Origin of the sequence: Solibacillus sp. FSL K6-1126 (genome assembly GCF_038003445.1) — a bacterium.
Lineage (GTDB): Bacteria > Bacillota > Bacilli > Bacillales_A > Planococcaceae > Solibacillus > Solibacillus silvestris.
Genome location: NZ_JBBOPD010000001.1, coordinates 1,857,366 through 1,875,401 on the forward strand (window position 1 = coordinate 1,857,366; position 18,036 = coordinate 1,875,401).

At 33.7% G+C, this 18,036-nt stretch carries 20 protein-coding genes and 2 pseudogenes; 16 read left to right on the plus strand and 6 right to left on the minus strand.

The genetic code is table 11. The features are described from left to right. Positions 1–257: 257 nt before the first annotated feature. The 4 genes from MHH44_RS09025 to MHH44_RS09040 all read left to right on the plus strand — a co-directional run bounded on the left by MHH44_RS09025 (position 258) and on the right by MHH44_RS09040 (position 3,467). On the plus strand, positions 258–554 hold the full coding sequence (locus MHH44_RS09025; RefSeq protein WP_008407820.1) for a hypothetical protein: 297 nt from the start codon (positions 258–260) through the stop codon (positions 552–554). A 75-nt stretch (positions 555–629) separates the two neighbouring features. Further along, entirely contained in the window at positions 630–1,544 is a 915-nt protein-coding gene (locus tag MHH44_RS09030; RefSeq protein ID WP_340798364.1) for a DMT family transporter, read from the plus strand. Between the two features lie 47 nt (positions 1,545–1,591). Beyond that, positions 1,592–2,749: a M20 family metallopeptidase gene (locus tag MHH44_RS09035; RefSeq protein ID WP_340798365.1), complete on the plus strand. Its 1,158-nt coding sequence runs from the start codon at positions 1,592–1,594 to the stop codon at positions 2,747–2,749. After that, positions 2,739–3,467 (plus strand): NAD-dependent protein deacylase, encoded by a 729-nt coding sequence (locus MHH44_RS09040; RefSeq protein WP_340798366.1) that lies wholly within the window; start codon positions 2,739–2,741, stop codon positions 3,465–3,467. The genes MHH44_RS09035 and MHH44_RS09040 overlap by 11 nt, the downstream gene beginning before the upstream one ends. Positions 3,468–4,467: 1,000 nt before the next feature. Here the strand turns inward: MHH44_RS09040 and MHH44_RS09045 are convergent. Continuing rightward, on the minus strand, positions 4,468–5,421 hold the full coding sequence (locus MHH44_RS09045; protein WP_340798367.1) for a DUF2268 domain-containing putative Zn-dependent protease: 954 nt from the start codon (positions 5,419–5,421) through the stop codon (positions 4,468–4,470). Positions 5,422–5,640: 219 nt separating this feature from the next. Between MHH44_RS09045 and MHH44_RS09050 the strand changes: the two genes are divergently transcribed. From MHH44_RS09050 to MHH44_RS09070, 5 genes are all read left to right on the plus strand, one after another. After that, on the plus strand, positions 5,641–6,210 hold the full coding sequence (locus MHH44_RS09050) for a nucleotidyltransferase domain-containing protein (RefSeq protein WP_340798368.1): 570 nt from the start codon (positions 5,641–5,643) through the stop codon (positions 6,208–6,210). 218 nt (positions 6,211–6,428) lie between these two features. Further along, entirely contained in the window at positions 6,429–6,896 is a 468-nt protein-coding gene (locus MHH44_RS09055) for a GNAT family N-acetyltransferase (protein WP_340798369.1), read from the plus strand. A gap of 120 nt (positions 6,897–7,016) precedes the next feature. Then, positions 7,017–7,232, plus strand: coding sequence for a hypothetical protein (locus MHH44_RS09060; RefSeq protein WP_008408990.1), 216 nt, complete (start codon positions 7,017–7,019; stop codon positions 7,230–7,232). Between the two features lie 99 nt (positions 7,233–7,331). Continuing rightward, the gene (locus MHH44_RS09065; protein WP_340798370.1) at positions 7,332–8,291 is read left to right on the plus strand and encodes a threonine ammonia-lyase; all 960 of its coding nucleotides are present in this window, start codon (positions 7,332–7,334) and stop codon (positions 8,289–8,291) included. Between the two features lie 529 nt (positions 8,292–8,820). Continuing rightward, positions 8,821–9,879 carry an S-layer homology domain-containing protein gene (locus tag MHH44_RS09070; RefSeq protein ID WP_340798371.1) on the plus strand — a complete coding sequence of 353 codons (1,059 nt, stop codon included), beginning with the start codon at positions 8,821–8,823 and terminating at the stop codon, positions 9,877–9,879. A gap of 197 nt (positions 9,880–10,076) precedes the next feature. Here the strand turns inward: MHH44_RS09070 and MHH44_RS09075 are convergent, their stop codons facing one another. Continuing rightward, a complete protein-coding gene (locus tag MHH44_RS09075; protein WP_340798372.1) occupies positions 10,077–10,265 on the minus strand; it encodes a hypothetical protein in 189 nt (62 codons plus the stop codon). A 447-nt stretch (positions 10,266–10,712) separates the two neighbouring features. Between MHH44_RS09075 and MHH44_RS09080 the strand changes: the two genes are divergently transcribed. Together MHH44_RS09080 and MHH44_RS09085 are read left to right on the plus strand one after the other, a co-directional pair. Beyond that, entirely contained in the window at positions 10,713–10,862 is a 150-nt protein-coding gene (locus MHH44_RS09080; protein WP_340798373.1) for a DUF6366 family protein, read from the plus strand. 452 nt (positions 10,863–11,314) lie between these two features. Next, complete coding sequence (locus MHH44_RS09085; RefSeq protein WP_340798374.1) at positions 11,315–11,806, plus strand: hypothetical protein; 492 nt, start codon at positions 11,315–11,317, stop codon at positions 11,804–11,806. 51 nt (positions 11,807–11,857) lie between these two features. On the opposite strand, the gene MHH44_RS09090 is transcribed toward MHH44_RS09085, so the two are convergent. After that, positions 11,858–12,304, minus strand: coding sequence for a sigma factor (locus tag MHH44_RS09090; RefSeq protein WP_340798375.1), 447 nt, complete (start codon positions 12,302–12,304; stop codon positions 11,858–11,860). A 457-nt stretch (positions 12,305–12,761) separates the two neighbouring features. On the opposite strand from MHH44_RS09090, the pseudogene MHH44_RS09095 reads away from it, so the two are divergent. The 4 genes and pseudogenes from MHH44_RS09095 (at position 12,762) to MHH44_RS09110 (ending at position 16,352) form a co-directional block, all read left to right on the plus strand. Beyond that, positions 12,762–13,150, plus strand: a pseudogene (locus tag MHH44_RS09095) (VOC family protein). 632 nt (positions 13,151–13,782) lie between these two features. Next, positions 13,783–14,352 (plus strand): sigma-70 family RNA polymerase sigma factor, encoded by a 570-nt coding sequence (locus MHH44_RS09100; RefSeq protein ID WP_340798376.1) that lies wholly within the window; start codon positions 13,783–13,785, stop codon positions 14,350–14,352. Next, positions 14,345–15,118 carry a polyphosphate kinase gene (locus MHH44_RS09105; RefSeq protein WP_340798377.1) on the plus strand — a complete coding sequence of 258 codons (774 nt, stop codon included), beginning with the start codon at positions 14,345–14,347 and terminating at the stop codon, positions 15,116–15,118. The genes MHH44_RS09100 and MHH44_RS09105 overlap by 8 nt, the downstream gene beginning before the upstream one ends. Positions 15,119–15,959: 841 nt before the next feature. Continuing rightward, positions 15,960–16,352: a hypothetical protein gene (locus tag MHH44_RS09110; protein ID WP_340798378.1), complete on the plus strand. Its 393-nt coding sequence runs from the start codon at positions 15,960–15,962 to the stop codon at positions 16,350–16,352. Between the two features lie 34 nt (positions 16,353–16,386). On the opposite strand, the pseudogene MHH44_RS09115 reads toward MHH44_RS09110, so the two are convergent. The 3 genes and pseudogenes from MHH44_RS09115 to MHH44_RS09125 all read right to left on the minus strand — a co-directional run. Then, positions 16,387–16,564: pseudogene (locus tag MHH44_RS09115) on the minus strand (IS1595 family transposase); the annotation flags it as partial. Between the two features lie 81 nt (positions 16,565–16,645). After that, complete coding sequence (locus MHH44_RS09120; protein ID WP_340798379.1) at positions 16,646–16,879, minus strand: cold shock domain-containing protein; 234 nt, start codon at positions 16,877–16,879, stop codon at positions 16,646–16,648. 136 nt (positions 16,880–17,015) lie between these two features. Then, positions 17,016–17,405 (minus strand): alkylhydroperoxidase, encoded by a 390-nt coding sequence (locus MHH44_RS09125; RefSeq protein ID WP_008408898.1) that lies wholly within the window; start codon positions 17,403–17,405, stop codon positions 17,016–17,018. Positions 17,406–17,519: 114 nt separating this feature from the next. Here MHH44_RS09125 and MHH44_RS09130 point away from each other — a divergent pair, with 114 nt between their 5' ends. Beyond that, positions 17,520–17,930, plus strand: coding sequence for an Lrp/AsnC family transcriptional regulator (locus tag MHH44_RS09130; RefSeq protein WP_014824001.1), 411 nt, complete (start codon positions 17,520–17,522; stop codon positions 17,928–17,930). The last annotated feature ends 106 nt before the right edge of the window (positions 17,931–18,036 follow it).

The window sequence follows — 18,036 nt, forward strand, 5'->3', positions numbered from 1 at the left end:
GAAGATGTGAATCTTTTATTATACTCAATAATAGGAGGGCTGGGGGCAGCCATCTAATGTGGTATACACCTATTATCCGATAAATATATATTCAAAAATACGGATTAACATACAATTTAAAAGCTTGTTATATTAAGCATATAAGCCGTCTAAAATTTCTTTCTGGTGATTAATTAGGGGTGAATTTGGTGAAATTGGGTAAATAACAATAAAAGAAGATTTACACAAGTATTGCCAAGAGGGAAAGGAAGACAACGATGGAAAAGAACTTAATGAAAATCGACGAATTTCTTAAAATGCCGAAAAGTGTTATACGCAGAGCAAATGAACGGGACGTATTGAGTATAAAGAATGAATTGCTTATTTTAATGAATGAAAAAAGCGATTTGTATGATAAAGCGCATATTCGAAAATTAATTAATGAAATCCAATTTTTAAATGTGTTTGTTGTAAAGGATGATTTTGATAAAACCGTATTTTCCTACGAACCTCCAAAGTATGCATCACCCCGTGTAACGATTAAAGAAAGTGGCTGGATTGAGCTAATCAAATAATAAGTACTATTTTCCCAACAATGGAATCATGATAAAATTTTATTATGAATAGAACGTTGGAAGAAGGTAGTATTTGTGGAACGTCTGAAAGGCATAGCGATGATTATAGTAGGCTCGATATTTTGGGGGGCTACCGGTCCGATGATGGAATGGCTCCTGCAACAAACAACCATGACCGCCGAATTTATGCTTGCTGTAAGGTTAATGATTGCAGGCATCTTAATACTTGGCATTGCAGCTATGCAGAAAAAATCGATATTCTCGATTTGGAAAAACCGGAACAATTCGGTACAATTACTTATTTTCAGTGTGATTGGAATGGTAGGTTTACAATTTACGTTTGTAAAATCGATTGAAGTGAGCAATGCGATTATTGCAACACTGTTGCAGTTTTTGGCGCCAATCTTCATCGTTATCTATACATCGGTCGTTGGGAAGGTTCTTCCTCCACGCAGTCAACTGATCGGTATTTTCGGTACGCTCGTCGGGCTGTTTCTATTGCTGACAAATGGCTCTGTTTCAGGGTTGCTTGTGAGCAATGAAGCGCTTGTTTGGGGACTGCTGTTAGGATTTACGTATGCATTTTATACATTGTATCCTGCTCGGCTAATGGCTGAAGTAGGGGTCATCATCATTATTGGCTGGGGTATGATCATAGGAGGGCTTATGTTCTCGGTAGCGGGTCAGCTTTGGAAAACAGAACAATGGCTGTTGTTGCTGGATCCGGTAAATGTATTTCTTATTATTGCTACGGGTATTTTTGGATCCTTCGCCTATATTTTATTTTTAACAAGCCTGAAATACATATCTCCAGTTGAAACGAGTATTTTATCTAGTTTCGAACCGTTGACGGCAATGGTGATTTCCGTTGTCTGGCTCGGTGCAACTTTGTATAGCTGGCAATATGTCGGTATTTTATTAATGCTTGTTTTTGTTGTCTATTTATCAATTGCCGGGAGCAAAAAAGCAACACTTCGAATGTCTAAGTGAATGTCACTTAGGCATTTTTGGGTATAGAAAACGAAGGAGGCGTTGTTATGGAAGCATTCGATTTTTTTACATTGCATGAAAAGGATATTAAAGACGATATTAAACGCTTAGTATTAGCTGATTCCCCATCACAGAATAAAGAGTTGCTTGATCTGTGCAAAGATGTGATCCAATCGATGTTTTATGACTATTTTCATGTGAAAGCTACGGAATATGCGATGGAGCATAACGGCAATCATCTCCGTTTTGAAATGGGCGAAGGGACCGAACAGATATTAATGATTGGTCATTATGATACCGTTTGGGATCAGGGAGCTTTACCATATCGGGAAGAAGAAGATAAAATTTTTGGTCCTGGTATTCTGGATATGAAATCAGGTCTCGTCAGTGCTATTTGGTTTTTTAAATATGTTCAAAAAATGAATCTGCCTTTGAAGCGGCGGGTTGTTTTTTTCCTGAACAGCGATGAAGAAATTGGAAGCCCTACATCCAGAGCGCTAATCGAAGAAGAAGCAAAAAAGTCTGTGGCGGCTTTTATATTGGAGCCTGCTGTTACTGTTTCGGGTGAACTGAAAATTGCGCGGAAAGGGACATCCAGGTATTTGCTGAATATTCGAGGACTAGCATCGCATGCTGGCAATAATCCGCGGGATGGTGTCAGTGCAATTACGGAAGCAGCAAGGCAAATCCTGAATATTGATGCACTGAACGATTACGAAAAAGGGACAACGCTAAATGTCGGTATGATCCAGGGCGGCGGTAAACTGAATGTCGTACCTGATGAAGCGCACGTAGGAGTCGATGTCCGATCGGTTACTCGCACAGAGCAGGAACGTATCGACGATTATTTCGAAGAGCTAAAGCCATATGATCAACGTACGAAAATTGAAATTGATGGCGGGATTAACCGGCCGCCGATGGAACGTGATGAAGACAGTGAAGAACTGTTCGAAATTGCGCAGGAAGAAGCGGAGGAGCTTGGTTTTGATGTGGAAGAAGCATCAGTCGGCGGTGCAAGTGACGGCAATTTCACATCGTTATACACGCCGACATTGGATGGCCTTGGACTAGTAGGGGACGGCATTCATGCAGAACATGAGCATATTGTAAAAGATCATATCATTGAACGTTTCGCGCTTTTGACGAATACATTGCTGGAAGTTGTAAATGAGATTGAGATGGAGGGAAATCAGGATGACGGCTGAAACACTGGCTCACTTGATGAAACAATCGAACCGTATAGTAGTGCTGACAGGTGCCGGAATGTCCACCGAATCGGGCATACCGGATTTTCGCTCGTCAACAGGCTTATGGCGAAATATCAATCCGCGTATTGTTGCTTCGACAGAAAGCCTGCAAAAGAACTATGAACAATTCCGCGAGTTTTACCAGACAAGAATGAATGCATTGGACAACTGCAAACCCCATGAAGGACATCTTATTTTAGCAGACTTTGAAAAGCGCGGACTTGTTACGCTTATTGCGACCCAAAATGTCGACCAGCTTCATCAGCAGGCCGGAAGTAAAAATGTAGCGGAACTGCATGGAAATATTGTAACAATCCGCTGCCAAAAATGCGGCAAGCCACATGCAAAAGAGCAATTTTTGAATAATAGTATTTGTACGTATTGTTCGGGAAAATTACGCCCGAATGTTGTGCTTTTTGGAGAAACATTGCCGTCCGAGGCATGGGACCGCACGTTACATGAAATACACCAGGCAGACCTTGTCATTGTGATCGGCACAAGTTTGGAAGTCTACCCTGTCAACCAGTTGCCGAGCATGTCGAAAGGAAAGCTCGTCTACATCAACCGGGAGCAAACGTCCACCAGTCTACACTATTCGTTTAATTTAATCTTGGAAGGATCAGCAGGGAAAATTTTAGCGGATGTTTCCCAAGAGTTGGGGGATTTCGAAAAGTAAAAACAAAGCCTGTAATGATACTACTATAGGCTAAATAGTATAATAAAATAAAACCAGATCTTATATTTAGAGGATTTGAGTTTGATTATATATAAACAAACTTTTATTTGTATATAAAAATACATCTATTAAAGAGATAATGGATGTATTTTTTTTATTGTGGTATTTTAATGAAAATTGATAAAAAACCTGTATGGAATGCATTTTTCTTATTCCACAATCGGGACATATTGTGGAGCAACGTTTTTCTTTGGGGGAGTCCTAGAGAAGATGCAGATATATATTGATAAAAGAATGGCTATACAAGTTTTTATGCAAATTAAAGATCAATCCCAGCAAGTATAAAAGCTGCTTTAGTAACGTTTCATTGACTTGCATAAAATCACGTACAAACAATGTTCCATAAGAAAAGCGAGAAACTTTATTAAATCAACGTTTCCCGCATTTTGGTGTATTCCCAAACTTTGTTTTGGTAACGCTATTTAGGTTTGTTTTGTATACGTTATAAATCCATTTTATAATGAAGTACCTATTAGTTGATATATTTAAATCTATCTATATTTACCCATATAGCGTTGATAAACAATATTCCTAAAACAATGGCTATAACATACTTAGAAAAATGCTTAAGTTTAGCATTTTCGAATATCTTAATTAAAAGATAAAAAAAGCCAAGTACCCAGATACCATTTTGAAAAAAGTTTAAAATGGTATCCCTAATTACGCTGAAATAAAAAAGTAAACCCAATAATATCTCTCCCTCCATAAATAAAAATAACACATTTAGTTATTTTTAACATTAAATGAAAATTTCGAAGTGTTTTTTTGATACATTTAGTGAATAAGCAGCCAAAATAACCTCCATTCAATTGAATAGGGGGTAGTGGTTCCCGAACTTTCATTTGGGAACGTTATTTTGTATAGAATTGTATAATTTTGTCTAAGTTAAATTTTATGTTTTGCAATGAGCTTAATTAGAACAGATTGTTAATACATTGATTTAATTGTAGTTATCGAAGAATTTCCCCTTTTCAATAATCTCTTCTGTACTTAATGCTGTCCATTCTTCTGGAGTTAGGTTTGGATATAAGTCAAGGTAGGATTTAATCATTTTATAGCCTTCACTATACCCATAAAATAAAGGCAGCCCATTACCACCATATAAGATTTCTAAAGAACGATTTATATCTTTACTATTTAAATCAGGTTCAATTTTAGACCAAAATTCATTATTATAAGTGAAATCCATTTGTGTAATTTCAATATCAGGATATACAGTTTTTTCAAACATAACAGCTTTTCCTTCAAATATAAGATTATCTAAGACTGAACCTGAATGAGTACTTAAATAACTTTCTGCCCAAGTACTATGATGATATTCATGTGCTAAAGCAGCTTTTATAAAATTATCTTCAAAGTATTCATTATAAGGAATAAGAATTTTACCAGCACCTACCGTATACATAACAACATTTGAATTACTAGATGGAAAGACACATACTGCTACGTCACTTTCAGATGGTAGTAGCTTAGCGGATTGAAGCAGTGCATCTTGAATAAGTGCATTTATGTCATCTTTTTTAGTTTCAATTAATTCACTTACAATTTTTAATTCGGTTAAACTAGTTGGAGCCTTATTAAGAAAGGAATCTACTATATGTATGAACTCTCCATTTTCAAAACAGTCGCTGTAAACAGGTTGTATAACCTCCTCCTTGTATAATTCCAAGTTTGATTGGCTTGTAGGATCTTTTACTTTTTCAAGGTAGCTATCAAATATAGTATTAACATGGACAATTTTAAACTTTTGATTGGTATCAGAGTTCTCAAATAAATATAATAATTCTTTATCATCAAAACTTTCTTCCTTCTCACTTCTATCCGTTTGCGTGCAAGCTGATAGAGTAAGTAAAAGTACAATAAAGGGTACAATAAATTTCAAGATATTTCTCAAATTGTTCTCACCTCATCTATAATGGATAATTATACCAAAAAATATAGTGTTAGTTATATAAAATGCACCCTAAATCGTATTGGGGAACATCTGTGGTGCTTAGCCACGCTTATGCAACAGTCGGATGCTTTCCTTGAATAAGCTCAACTGCTTAAATATTATTAATTTGTATATAGGGATCTTTTTAAAAGTGAGTAATTTTAGATTTGGGGGATTTATATGTCATTTGAACAATGCCAATATGTTACTTCTTTAATGGCAAAATTTAATAAAACTTGGTTCATTGCAGGTGGTTGGGCGATTGATCTTTTTATGGAGAAAGAAACACGAGAACACAAAGATATAGAGATTGCTATATATCGAAAAGACCAACTAAATTTAAAAACGTATCTAAGAGAATGGGATTTTAGTAAAGTAATTAAAAGTGAATTCCATAATTGGGAAAATGAATTTTTAGAGCTACCTATTCACGAAATACATGCTACCAATAAATCAAATGGAGATAAAATTGAGGTTCTTCTAAATGAATCAAAAGATAATGATTGGGAATTCAGAAGAGATTTGAGGATTTGCTCACCACTAAATTCAGTGTGGAGTTATTCTGGAACGGGTATCCCCTATCTAAATCCAGAAATAGTACTTTTATATAAGGCAAAGAATACAAGAGTAAAAGACCATCAAGATTTTATTACAGTAAAGGACCATCTTGATAATAAGAAGAGACAATGGCTCAAATCTGCACTTGAACTTCACGAACCGGAACATAAGTGGATTCAATTTTTAATCTAATATTTTTTAACTAACCAGTTATTATAAGCTAGTCATTATTACGCAATCGGGTGCGTTTCTTCAATAAGAAGATCGCGTTTTTCCGTTATAGGGCCATTTTCTAGATTAACTTTTAGTAAGAATGAATTGGATATTTATGTTAAAATTTGATTAGGTTTGAATGTACTTAAACTACCACGCAGGATTGTGTAAGAAGTCAGTAAATTAGGAGAGTTATAATGCGATACATTATAAGGTTTGCAAATGAAAACGACTTGTCTGGTTTATGTAGTATTAGAAATAATCGAGCTTTATTTATTCATTATCTAAAGAAATTTATGAATAAAGAAATTTATTTGCTAATTGCTGAACAAAATTCAATTATATTAGGTTTTGGATTACTTAAGATTAAAGGTACATTACACCCCAAATTAAGCGACCTTTATGTAAAAGAGGAATATAGGGGAAATGGTATCGGTTCAGATTTAATAAGATACAGGGAAAATATCGCAAGGAATTTAGGTTATACGGAGATATATGTGAGTGTTGATCCAATAGAGAATCCTAAGATGGTTAAGTTAATTAAAAAGCACAGTTATGAAACTATATCAGAACCATATATAAAGAAAGCAATTTTTTATGATAGTGATGGATCTTCTTATGATAAAACTTACCAGAGAATTGATTTAAAGAAGTTATTGAACTAACGGTGGGCTGTTGTACTCTAATATGAGAGATTATCAAACGAAGCTTTGGGGCATTTTGAAGGGTTTACATTATAAACTGTTGAAATATTATTTTATGAATGGAGAAGGGAGGTACGAGCGATGCAAAAATCCATATGGTATTTTATTTTTGGTTTAATTTTAGTTTTGGTAAGCACGCCGTTAGCATATAGTGCTGTTGGAATTATTTATGCAGAGAGAAACTTAACAGGAGAGTATGTACCAATTTTAAATGGTTTCATCCATTCGTTTATGCTAATAGGGACTTTGATATTTAGTGTAGGCTTAATAAAATTAATTAAAATATCAAAAGCTTAAAATGTTTATACATACAATAAAATATAAATAATCGTTCCCAAATTAAAGGCCGATTGAGATTGATTTTGTTATTGCAGTTAAATAGGAGGGATTAACAACATGATTTCTTTAAAAGATGTGAAAGATGGCAGAGAACGAATTAGCGATATAGCGTATGTAACACCAATTTTACAATCAAGGCAACTTTCTGAAATATGCGGGAATCAGATGTTTTTAAAATCAGAGCATTTACAAAAAACAGGGTCATTTAAAATACGAGGAGCAATTAATAAAATTATTCATGCGATTGAAAATGGTGCGAAGTTTGTAACAGCAGCATCATCAGGTAATCACGGTCAAGCCGTTGCTTATGTTGCAAAAAAATACGGAGTTCCGGCAACCATTGTTGTGCCTGAAAACGTTAGTAAGTGTAAGGTTAACGCAATCCAAACTTATGGTGGTAAGGTGGAAATGTGTGGGACTACTTCTGGAGAACGTATACCAAGAGCACAGGCGATTGCAAATCAAGAAAAAGGCGTATATATTCCACCTTATGACGACCCATTGATTATGGCAGGGCAAGGAACTATTGGATTAGAAATTTTGGAACAGGTGGAGAATGTTGATGTAATCATAGTCCCGATTGGTGGTGGTGGACTTATATCTGGAATTCTAACAGCCATTAAAGAAACTAACCCGAAAATAAAAGTAATTGGGGTAGAACCTGAACTTGCTAATGATACATACCTATCATTACAAAATGAAAAAATCACCACAATTCCTGTTAGTCAGACCATTGCGGACGGATTAAGAACTAACCAGCCGGGTGATTTGACCTTCCCTGTACTTATGAAATATCTAGACGATATTGTCCTTGTGAGTGAAGATGAAATTCGCCAGTCCTTTAGTTTCGTCATGGAACGTACGAAACAACTAATAGAAACATCGGCAGCCGTAACGATCGCAGCAGCTATGTTCAATAAACTAAACATTCATGGTAAAAACATCGCAACTGTTATCTCTGGCGGAAATGTGGACCTAGACAAAGTCCATCAATTCATTGTAAATAGTGAGAAATGACCCCGTAAGACTAGACTTAATTCTCTTTAAGGCTAGATTGTTGAACAACATTCTTAAGATATAATATTGTGCATTTCATAAGGTATAAACTGTCACAGCGGCGGGAGTATACCGCCACCCATACAAGACCATTGTCGAGGCAACGGTCTTCTTTTTTATTGCGTTTTTTCCTTAATTGATAAACACGTTATTCAACAATCGGGCCAGATTGTTGAACTTTAGAAACATTTTTTATATAAGATTTAATGGAGTCCCCCTGAGCAAACGTTTTGTACAATTCATAGTGACCCTCATTGTTATGATACTTGGGTTAAGGTCGTTGTTAATTTGGAGCATATTAGTGATTAATCTTCTTCGCCTCCATGTTCTTAAAAGACTTGCTAAAAAAATTTGAATAAATGTGAAACTAATTTTCATTTTTTCCGTCAGTACAGCGTTGTTCAGCAGGATGGGTATGTCATCATAAGAAGATGTACAGAAATATAAACAAACTTAAAATCGAATAAGTTGTTATAGGAGATGAAGGAAAATGAAGAAGACATTAATTACAGCAGGGTTAGCAACAGGTTTATTTTTTACAAGTATGGTTGGTACAGTTGCAAACGCAAGTGCCAGTACAGTGCATTACAAAGATGTAAAGACATCAGATAACTTCTATTCAGCAGTAGAAAGCTTAATAAATCAAAAAGCTATTAGTAGAACTAATGATAGTTTTAGACCATACGAGAATGTAACACGAGGTCAAGCTTCTAGTATAATCGCAAAAGTTTTAGAACTTGATATAGAAAATGTCAAAGACCCTAAATTTAAGGACGTTCCAAAAGACCACCAATTCTATAAATATATTGCCGCATTAGAGAATGCAGGGCTTGTTAAAGGGAAAGGTAACGGTGTATTCGGAATCAACGATCCTTTAACTCGTGGGCAAATGTCTTCAATTCTAGTAAAAGGATTTGAAATTCCATTAATTGGCGCTCATGATATAGGATTTAATGGTTTTGATGACACTACATGGTATGTAGGTGGCGGAGAAAATAGTGCCATTGAGAATGGCGATATAATGCTTACATTAGAGAGTCAATTCAGCCATGCAATTGAAACTATGCATTATTATAAATATGTTTCTGGTTATAAAACAGGTAAAACTAGCGCAAACAGAGGTGAACTATTAGAGTTTAGACAAGGAGAAGCCCTTAAGCGCTCTCAGTTAGCATTGATGATTAATAGTATGCAAAAAGGAACTCAATATGAATACTTATACTTCAAAGACTTTGATATAACTAATAGAAGTGTTTCTAAGATTGAAACTGGAGGATGGGTACACGACAAAGTAGTTACTGACGACCCTTCAATTATCTTTATTAAGGAAATCTCTAACTATGAAACAAATGTACTCCTTGATGGAGTGGCAACAGAACAAAGATTAGACAATGTATACGCTATTCTTGAGCCTAAAAAAGTCGGTAAGACTTTTGCAAGATTTGAAAACGGTGGTGGAACTGGTAAGGAAAAGGTTCTAGAGATTACTGTTACAGGATCAGAGGGTAATTTTGAAGTTTCTTATAAGGATGTAACCCCAGAAAAATAAGAAACAATAGAAATACAATGGGATGCTTGATATCTCATTTTTGTTGCTTGAATTTATAAGCTTGACTCGTAAGATATTTTTATCAGTATAAATTAAGTTCTTCAACAATCGGGCGCTTTCCTGGAAAAAAGGAAGACCCTAAAGTTATTTTATAAGGAATTCCAAGAGCAATAAGATAAAACAAAAAACCACTGAGATCATTCTTCAGTGGCTTCTTCTTGTTTCTTTGATTCAAGAATTTTACGGTTTTGCTCTATTATTTCTTTATTTTTCTCTATTGTAACCTTGATGTTTTCAAGCATTTCTTTATCTTCATTACTACTAATTTCAGAATTATTCTTTAGGTGTTCATCTAAATGGGATGATTTATTATCTTTAATAATCACTAAATTCACCTCTCAGAATGACTATATTTTTAGTATAAATGATTGAAAGCAACTTTTATATTAAATTTATGTATCATTTTCAGAATTTTGATTATTCTACTCGTTACTGGGTAAGGGCTTGCTGTTTTCGGTGAACGAAATAGCTTCTTTTCCAATCTACGACTCTGTTCCTGTCCTTATATACTTTATGAAATATGGGGAAATATTGATTTGACAACGGTGATAAAACAGCCCTTTTTTAATTGGTTCGTATTATCAACTACGTTTTTAAAATTGTATTTGGGAAATCTTTGTGCTTATAGATTTGATGCTACCCTTTTCAGATAAGGGCCAGATTGTGGAATAAAATTCTTTTAGGCAGTACTACTAAACGATGTTTTGGGAAGGTTAAAGGAATTAATTGAACTCTGCTAGAAATACTAATATAACAACTTAGGAGGTGTTCAGATGTCTAGAAAAGAAACACCAGAACAGGAAAGAGAGCGTTTATATCGAGAAGAACAAACGAGGAATCCAGCTGGAAATTTCAATGATAATCTAAATCGCACACAAGCAGGTACGCCTAATACTTCTTTGACAAATATGCACAGAATTTAAAGTATGGTATAAAAATTATTATCATTAATACTATAAAGCCCGCTTGTCTCATCATTAATTTGTTTTCTTTAATCCTCAGTTCTTCCTTCCGTTTTTCATCCAAAATAATTCCACCTTTCATTCATTGGTAGTTCTCTGTTTGATTATGGAATAATAATCCTCAAATGCTTATAAGGCGGGATATTTGTTTCTTATACAAAAGCGACGTTTGGTAGTATTACTGAACATACCCCTATAATAGCATTCGTTATTCCACAATCGGGCGCTTCTAAGAATAAAAGGATTGGCCCTTTGCGTTTTAGGGCCATTTAATTTAATAACAATCCACTAAAAAATTGATATTAATGTTAAAGTACAGATAAAAAAATAAACTTAAATTAACAGACTACTAGGATAAAATATTTTGTAACTTTATTTTGAAAATGTCGACTAATTTAAAAGGGAGGCATATTATGAATACATTAATTCGAATGGGGTTTTCATTAATGATGTTATTCACATTATTAGGGTGTAGTACTGTCGAAGAAGATACATCTAAAAGTACAAGTAATAATATAATCACAAAGTCAAATAATCGGGAAAAACCACCCGCTATAAAATTAAAAATTGGCAAAGACGAAAATAAAACTTACCGAGAAACTTATAGTTGGAGTTATTTTGATAAAAGTACAGGGCAAGGAGTAACTGTAGAGGCGGATCATGCTCCTCCAACCGAGATAGTAAATATCGAACAAGCTGTTAGAGTTAATCTAGCCGAAACTGTAAAATTAGATTTTAAAAAAAGACCAACTCAATATGAAATAAGAGTCTGGGGCAATAGTAACGTGATTGCAACGTATAATACATTTGAAGAAATAAAAGAAAAAGGGAAATATATAGTTGAAATAGTAGGAACATGGGAAGGTAGTACCGCTACTTATGTAACTGCATTAGATATTCAATAAGAATTAGATAATGCTCCACTCTTATCTCAGAATTAACCATTAATATTAGACTTAGTTATACAAATAAAGGGCGCTTTCTTGAATAAGGAGAGGGTCCTTTTTCGCCTTTTCCTTTAAAGGGCTAGCAGGTTTTAATGTAGCTAGTGATTCTGTTACATCAAACGTAGGCTCTTCTACTTGGTTCGATTCCAAAATGTATGTAATTGTTTCTTCGGGTAAAGTAATTAATATTTTCTTTCGTTCTAATTCCTTGTAAGTGGAACGGATTAAAATTTTGATAAGCCATGTGCTAAAGTAGGCTGGCTCCTTGAGTTGTCCGATTGCTAAATAAGCTTTGCAAGTAGCTTCTTGAAGTACATCTAATGTATCTTCTTTATTTTGCATATGGAGAAAGGCAATTTTATATAATTTCTCACCTTCACCTTTTAATAATTCCTCAAAAGCTAGCTTGTCCCCATGAATAGCTTTAAAAGCTAGATGTTCCTTTTTATTGTTCATGAGCTAACCTCCTTTCACTTATTAGAGCAAATAATTCTATTATAAAGTTTCAAAATCTAAAAAGAATTTTAGGAATATGTAATCTGTGATGAATTCAACTGTAAATTAAGGAGGAAAGTGTAGTTTAAATGTAGTGCTTTTTAGGTAGCACAACAAGGATTTCAAAAACAACGAATTTACACACTAGTGAATAGTAGCTTCAGAAAAATGCAGTTTTACAACGGTAAGCACTTAATGTTACCAAACAAGAGTTTGAGGACACAGAAAAAGATCTTCAACAATCGGGCGCTTTTCTGATTAGAAAAGTGCTTTATTAAATTATAGGGCCAAATTGTTGAGTAAAGTAAATAAAAAATTTTATGTAATGCCCTTTAACTAACGCAGCAGTTTAATTTAGAAAAAGGAATATTTCTTGTCTTCTAGAATTTATAGATATACAACTCTAGGAGGGGAATAAATGATTTTTGAAATTACTAATCAAGTCCGTGTTACTGATATCCAACAAGGGCAAAGGTGGTATGAAATTTTACTAAATAAAAACCTGATTTTATCCCACATGAAGGATTCGCCGAATGGGAGATCATACCTGGTTATTGGTTGCAAGTTGCTGAAGGAATGCCTTCTGAAGGCAGTGGACCTTTACGTTTAGGGGTTACTAATATAATTGCTGAAAGAGATAGACTTGTAAAAGAGTTAGGAATTGAGAACTTTGAAATATTTTCTCGTGAAGAAGTAACTGCAAAATGGGGATCTTTTGCTGATCCCTGGGGGAATCAACTGGGTTTCTTTGAATATTTGGATAAGAAAGAAGAAAACGATCGTGTTAAAACTATTTTGGGGATTTAATCCACTTGAAAGATTTTTGATAAAAATTAATTGAACAAGGAACTACAATTATTGGGATGCGATTCTGTAATTAGGATCAGCGCTTTTTTCATTCAAGGGCCATATTGTTGAATAACACTTCAATGAAAAGAAATAACAAGTTTTATGCAATTTATGAACAAGCTTTGTAAGGATAAGTGCAGCTACTTCAACTGTTTATGCTATCTGTATAAACAAAATTACTCTAAAAAAGAGACAAACGCTGTTACATCAACGTTTGTCTCTTTTTTTGCAATCCGAAACTTTGATTTGGGAGCGTTACATGTATGGATGTATTGTAAATTCGTATTGTGATGTTTAAGCATTAATAGTTAGAGCATCTTCGATAATATCATTAATTAATTCATGGTTATTCATAATATATCTAATTTCAGAAGGTTCTAACCAAATTCTTGTCTGTGATTCGTGTTCCCTTAAAAATGGGTGGCATTTTGTAACATCTAATCGATAAAACGCTTGAGTATTAATTGCATAGATTGTCTAAGTAGAATTTATAGTATGTTAATAAAAAATAAAAAATTTCCAAAAAAGTGCAATATTTTTTCTATTTGTAGTGTCTTATTATTTAAACGGAAAGTAAGGAGGGTTTTTGAATGGAATTGAAGCAAAGTGAATTAGATGCCATTACATCAAATCCGCTTGAAGCAATAGTGGATATTATGGATACATATGGAACTGAAATAAAAAGGTTTGTTTATATGTATTTAAAAAATGAAGCGGATACGGAGGATGTAACCCAAGAAGTGTTTGTGGCCGTCTATCAAAATATACATACTTTTAAAGGGAATTCATCACTAAAAAGCTGGATTTATTCAATTGCTGCAAATAAATGCAAAAATCATTTAAAACGTGATCGATTACGTCATTTCAATTTAATTGAGCGATTAACTCGACAGCAATCAAGCGTTTCCTCGAAGCAAGAGGACCTATCGGAGCTATATTTACAAAACTCCTTAAATAAGGGTCTATTTGAAAAAGTAATGGATTTACCTATCAAATATCGAGAAGTCGTAATCCTTTATTATTACAAAGAATTATCCATTAAAGAAATTTGCGCCATCTTAAATGAAAAGGAAAGCACCTTACAATCTCGCCTATTAAGATCCCGGAAAAAGTTAAAAGTTTCAATACTTAATGAAGTAGGAGGCATCATTCATGGATAAACAATTAAAGGAATTGGATTTCGAAAAGAAAATCAACGTTACATTTACAGAAGAGAACAAAAAGAATGTATTAAACAAAATTCAAAAAGTTGAAAAAAAGAAAATGTCCAAACCTCATTATTTCCAAAATGCACTTACATTCACTTTCACAATTGGATTAATTTTCTTCGGTTACACTATGTTCGCTAATAACGATGTTCAAGAGAGTGCCGAAGATTTCACTCAGTTGAATAATCAAACCCCTCCTAATAGTGGAGATTCACATGCTGTTATAACAAGTGAAGGAGATAAAGAAAGCAAACAATTAAAAGTCGGCGGTGAATATGATTCTTGGAACGCAATTACCTTTGCTCGAGTAGATCCAGAGACAAATATACGTGTGGAGTACGATTTTTCAGATCCCAATTATAATTTATTTGCTGCTCACCTCAAAGCTGCTGCCATTACAGAAAATGCTATTTTTATGGGAGCAGTTAGAGGTAATGAGATTCCCACTCATACGATTTATATTAATTATTTGAACGAAATATTGCTTTTATTAGACAGCATTGAGCCAAGTGAAGAAAATATAGAGGAATTAACGCAAGCCAAGCAAATTACACAACGCGTTCTTGACGAGGAGATAAGTAAGAGGGACCCAATTTTAGATGAACTTCACATGATTTTACATGAGTTAGACGAATATTATAACGTAAAACCTTTTATAGACAATGGTATGACAACAGATGGGCATCAAGTATTAATACCGGATGAAACAGAGGATTAATAATAGTAAATGGTTCACGCTATTTCTACGCCACAATTAAGAAATATGGTCATAGCACATAATTATTGGAGAATTGATACAATCCGTCTGCTACGTTAATGGTAATAGTGTGCGCATGGCAAAAAGCCAACTATCTGATTTCCATCAGATAGTTGGTTTTTTTATACCATATTTGCTTTGTTGAAAGATTTCCATCTTAACACTTCTAAATCTTTAAAGTGATTTCTGGAATAGAGAGCGGTCAATTGGTAAAGAGCACAGTAGCTACTTTCCGTCCGTGAGATCACTCGGTTAGATAGAGCCATTAGATAATACTGTAAAGTGATTTCACTTTGTTATAAAAAGTTTGACACTGTTCTTTTTTCGAATCCAATTCTAAGAAGTCATATATTTCAATAATCTTTAGAACAGTATCCTCTTTCCATTGCCATTTATCAAATCTAATATAGTTTTAAAATATTCTATCATCGCCTGTATGTACATATTATCTACTACATCATCTTTTATTTCATTCAATTCCTTTAAATAAAATACAGCCTTCCTAACATAACTAATTATCTTGTTGCCATTGAATAAAAAAAGTGTCCGAAGCTCATTTGGACATATCATTGAGATTCTATTTATATGTTACCTCCATTCAAGTTCAGCGAATCGAACAGTCTTCTTTAAAATTTTCCGCAGCGTCTGTGTTATTTCCTATAAAAACAGCTACAAACACTGTTAAATTGGAGTTTGTAGCTGTTTGAAATGTTACCAAGCTTTGATTTGGGAACGTTATTAAATGTATTTTTTTGTAATTTAATACGTCTAATTGTAGTAGAATAAATATGGAGGTGGTTATATGAAAAAATACTTGTACTTAATGTTGTTAATATGCCTATTATTACTTTCTGCATGTTCTAATGGAAAAACGCAATCATTAGAATGGTTTTATAATGATGCAAAAATTGAAAATGTAGATAAAGTTATCATTCAAGATGGTACAACTGGTTATTCTAAAACCATAACTAATCAAGAACAAATCGGTGAATTTTTATCTCTGATTAATGAAATTGAATTTACTCCACAAGAAAATCAAGGAAACCGTGAGGGTTGGAGATATGGTATTACGCTTTTTGACAAAGAATTTAAGTTTTATCTAAATGAAATTGATATTACTTATTACGATACAAATCCAGATATTAATACCATTGTAGATAAATATTACAAACAGTTGGAAATTGTAAAAGAATAAAGAACTTTTAAACTCCTAAAGACTTATAATGAGGTCATTTTTTTGCATTTCTTAGCGTTTCAACAGTAATATTGTTGGATTTTTGACACGCTGAAATAAGCATTTGTTCTACACGTTTATCGAAAATTTTTTCCTAATTCAAGCCAACGGAACCAATAAAGGTAGTTGTCTAAATAACGAGTTCCAACACCTTGAAATCGTTCCACCCAACCAATAACATCCCATTGAATAAAAAAAGCACCCAAAGCGGTGTTTGGGCACATATTGAAATGCTTGCTACACTAATACACCTGTTAGGTTAACTTTGCGAGTTTCTTAACATTTACAGCTCGACGTGATTGTTCTTTTAAATTTGGATTTTCTTCAAGGTCAAAAGATACTGCCTCACCTATGGTAAGTGATTTAAACCCGTCCATTTGAATACTACTGAAGTGTACCCATACGTCAGCCTCTCCTTCAATTGAAATCCACCCCCAACCCTCTACGTCATCGAAAATCTTACATACTCCTCTTATATCATGTCGCATTTAAAACCTCCAATTTCATAAGTTGAATACATTATAACTATCCTACACTGTTAGTTGAGTAAAAACATACCCAAACCGTCGTTTGGGAACATTAACACTGTAAATGCTCATTTTTACTGACTGGTCCCTAATATGGTTATTTAATGATCGTTGGTTGAAGCTGATGTAAAGCACCAAGATATTGCGAAGCTGTGATAAAACATATAAACGTTAATAATTCATCCTTCTCTTCTTTAGTTAAATATTTATCTAAAACATTTGTAACAGAAGGAGAAGTTTGTCCCTTTGATTGAAGAAAAGCTTCCGCATATCCAGTACATACTGCAGTTTTTTCATCATATAATTGTGGATTAGGTGTCCCTTTCGCTTTACAATACAGGCAGCCATTAACTTGTGCTAATGTTTTCCGTACTTCTTCTTTCAATTGAGCAGATAGATAGTTATCTTTTTCAAGTTCTTCGCTAATATTTCTCCATAACAGTTTTACGGTAGGATTGAAATTTAATAGTTTTTGAAATGGTGTCATTTTATTACCTCCAAAAGAATGATAATTTATTTTACCAACTCAAAATTAAATTTTACATTTGAAATTTAAAGTATTAATATAAAAGAACTTTAAAAATTGGGGGTATTTTTAAGAATGGATTTAATTGATGAGCAAATTATAAAAGAACTTTCAATGAATAGTCGATTATCAATGAGTGAATTAGGTCGACGTGTACATTTAAGTTCACCAGCAGTAAAAGAACGTGTACTACAGCTAGAGGAGCAAAAAATTATCACGAAATATACAATTGAATTGAATAAAAAGAATTGTGGTTATCCAATTAGTTCAATTATCGAGGCTACAATTAAAAATACATTGTATGAAGATTTTAAAAATCATATTGAAAAGCAACATAATATCGATTTTTGCTACCGAATTGCTGGAGCTGCATGTTTTATGTTGAAAGCGAACTTTGCTACGTTTGAGGAGGCAGAATTATTTATCGACGGTTTAATCCCATTTGCACATACGAAAACAAATTTCATTTTTTCTAAAGTTATTTAGTCCCTAACGTTGTAAATCTGCATGGTGCAATCCTTATTACACAATCGGCGCTATTGTTGAATAAACCTTAGATTTTTAAATAACTTTATAGTTATATTTTTAAGTA

Excerpts from the sequence above, each read along its gene's own strand:
- MHH44_RS09025 (WP_008407820.1), top strand. The coding sequence starts at position 258 with ATGGAAAAGAACTTAATGAAAATCGACGAATTTCTTAAAATGCCGAAA.
- MHH44_RS09035 (WP_340798365.1), top strand. The coding sequence starts at position 1,592 with ATGGAAGCATTCGATTTTTTTACATTGCATGAAAAGGATATTAAAGAC.
- MHH44_RS09040 (WP_340798366.1), top strand. The coding sequence starts at position 2,739 with ATGACGGCTGAAACACTGGCTCACTTGATGAAACAATCGAACCGTATA.
- MHH44_RS09050 (WP_340798368.1), top strand. The coding sequence starts at position 5,641 with ATGTCATTTGAACAATGCCAATATGTTACTTCTTTAATGGCAAAATTT.
- MHH44_RS09055 (WP_340798369.1), top strand. The coding sequence starts at position 6,429 with ATGCGATACATTATAAGGTTTGCAAATGAAAACGACTTGTCTGGTTTA.
- MHH44_RS09060 (WP_008408990.1), top strand. The coding sequence starts at position 7,017 with ATGCAAAAATCCATATGGTATTTTATTTTTGGTTTAATTTTAGTTTTG.
- MHH44_RS09065 (WP_340798370.1), top strand. The coding sequence starts at position 7,332 with ATGATTTCTTTAAAAGATGTGAAAGATGGCAGAGAACGAATTAGCGAT.
- MHH44_RS09070 (WP_340798371.1), top strand. The coding sequence starts at position 8,821 with ATGAAGAAGACATTAATTACAGCAGGGTTAGCAACAGGTTTATTTTTT.
- MHH44_RS09080 (WP_340798373.1), top strand. The coding sequence starts at position 10,713 with ATGTCTAGAAAAGAAACACCAGAACAGGAAAGAGAGCGTTTATATCGA.
- MHH44_RS09085 (WP_340798374.1), top strand. The coding sequence starts at position 11,315 with ATGAATACATTAATTCGAATGGGGTTTTCATTAATGATGTTATTCACA.
- MHH44_RS09090 (WP_340798375.1), bottom strand. The coding sequence starts at position 12,304 with ATGAACAATAAAAAGGAACATCTAGCTTTTAAAGCTATTCATGGGGAC.
- MHH44_RS09100 (WP_340798376.1), top strand. The coding sequence starts at position 13,783 with ATGGAATTGAAGCAAAGTGAATTAGATGCCATTACATCAAATCCGCTT.
- MHH44_RS09105 (WP_340798377.1), top strand. The coding sequence starts at position 14,345 with ATGGATAAACAATTAAAGGAATTGGATTTCGAAAAGAAAATCAACGTT.
- MHH44_RS09110 (WP_340798378.1), top strand. The coding sequence starts at position 15,960 with ATGAAAAAATACTTGTACTTAATGTTGTTAATATGCCTATTATTACTT.
- MHH44_RS09120 (WP_340798379.1), bottom strand. The coding sequence starts at position 16,879 with ATGCGACATGATATAAGAGGAGTATGTAAGATTTTCGATGACGTAGAG.
- MHH44_RS09125 (WP_008408898.1), bottom strand. The coding sequence starts at position 17,405 with ATGACACCATTTCAAAAACTATTAAATTTCAATCCTACCGTAAAACTG.
- MHH44_RS09130 (WP_014824001.1), top strand. The coding sequence starts at position 17,520 with ATGGATTTAATTGATGAGCAAATTATAAAAGAACTTTCAATGAATAGT.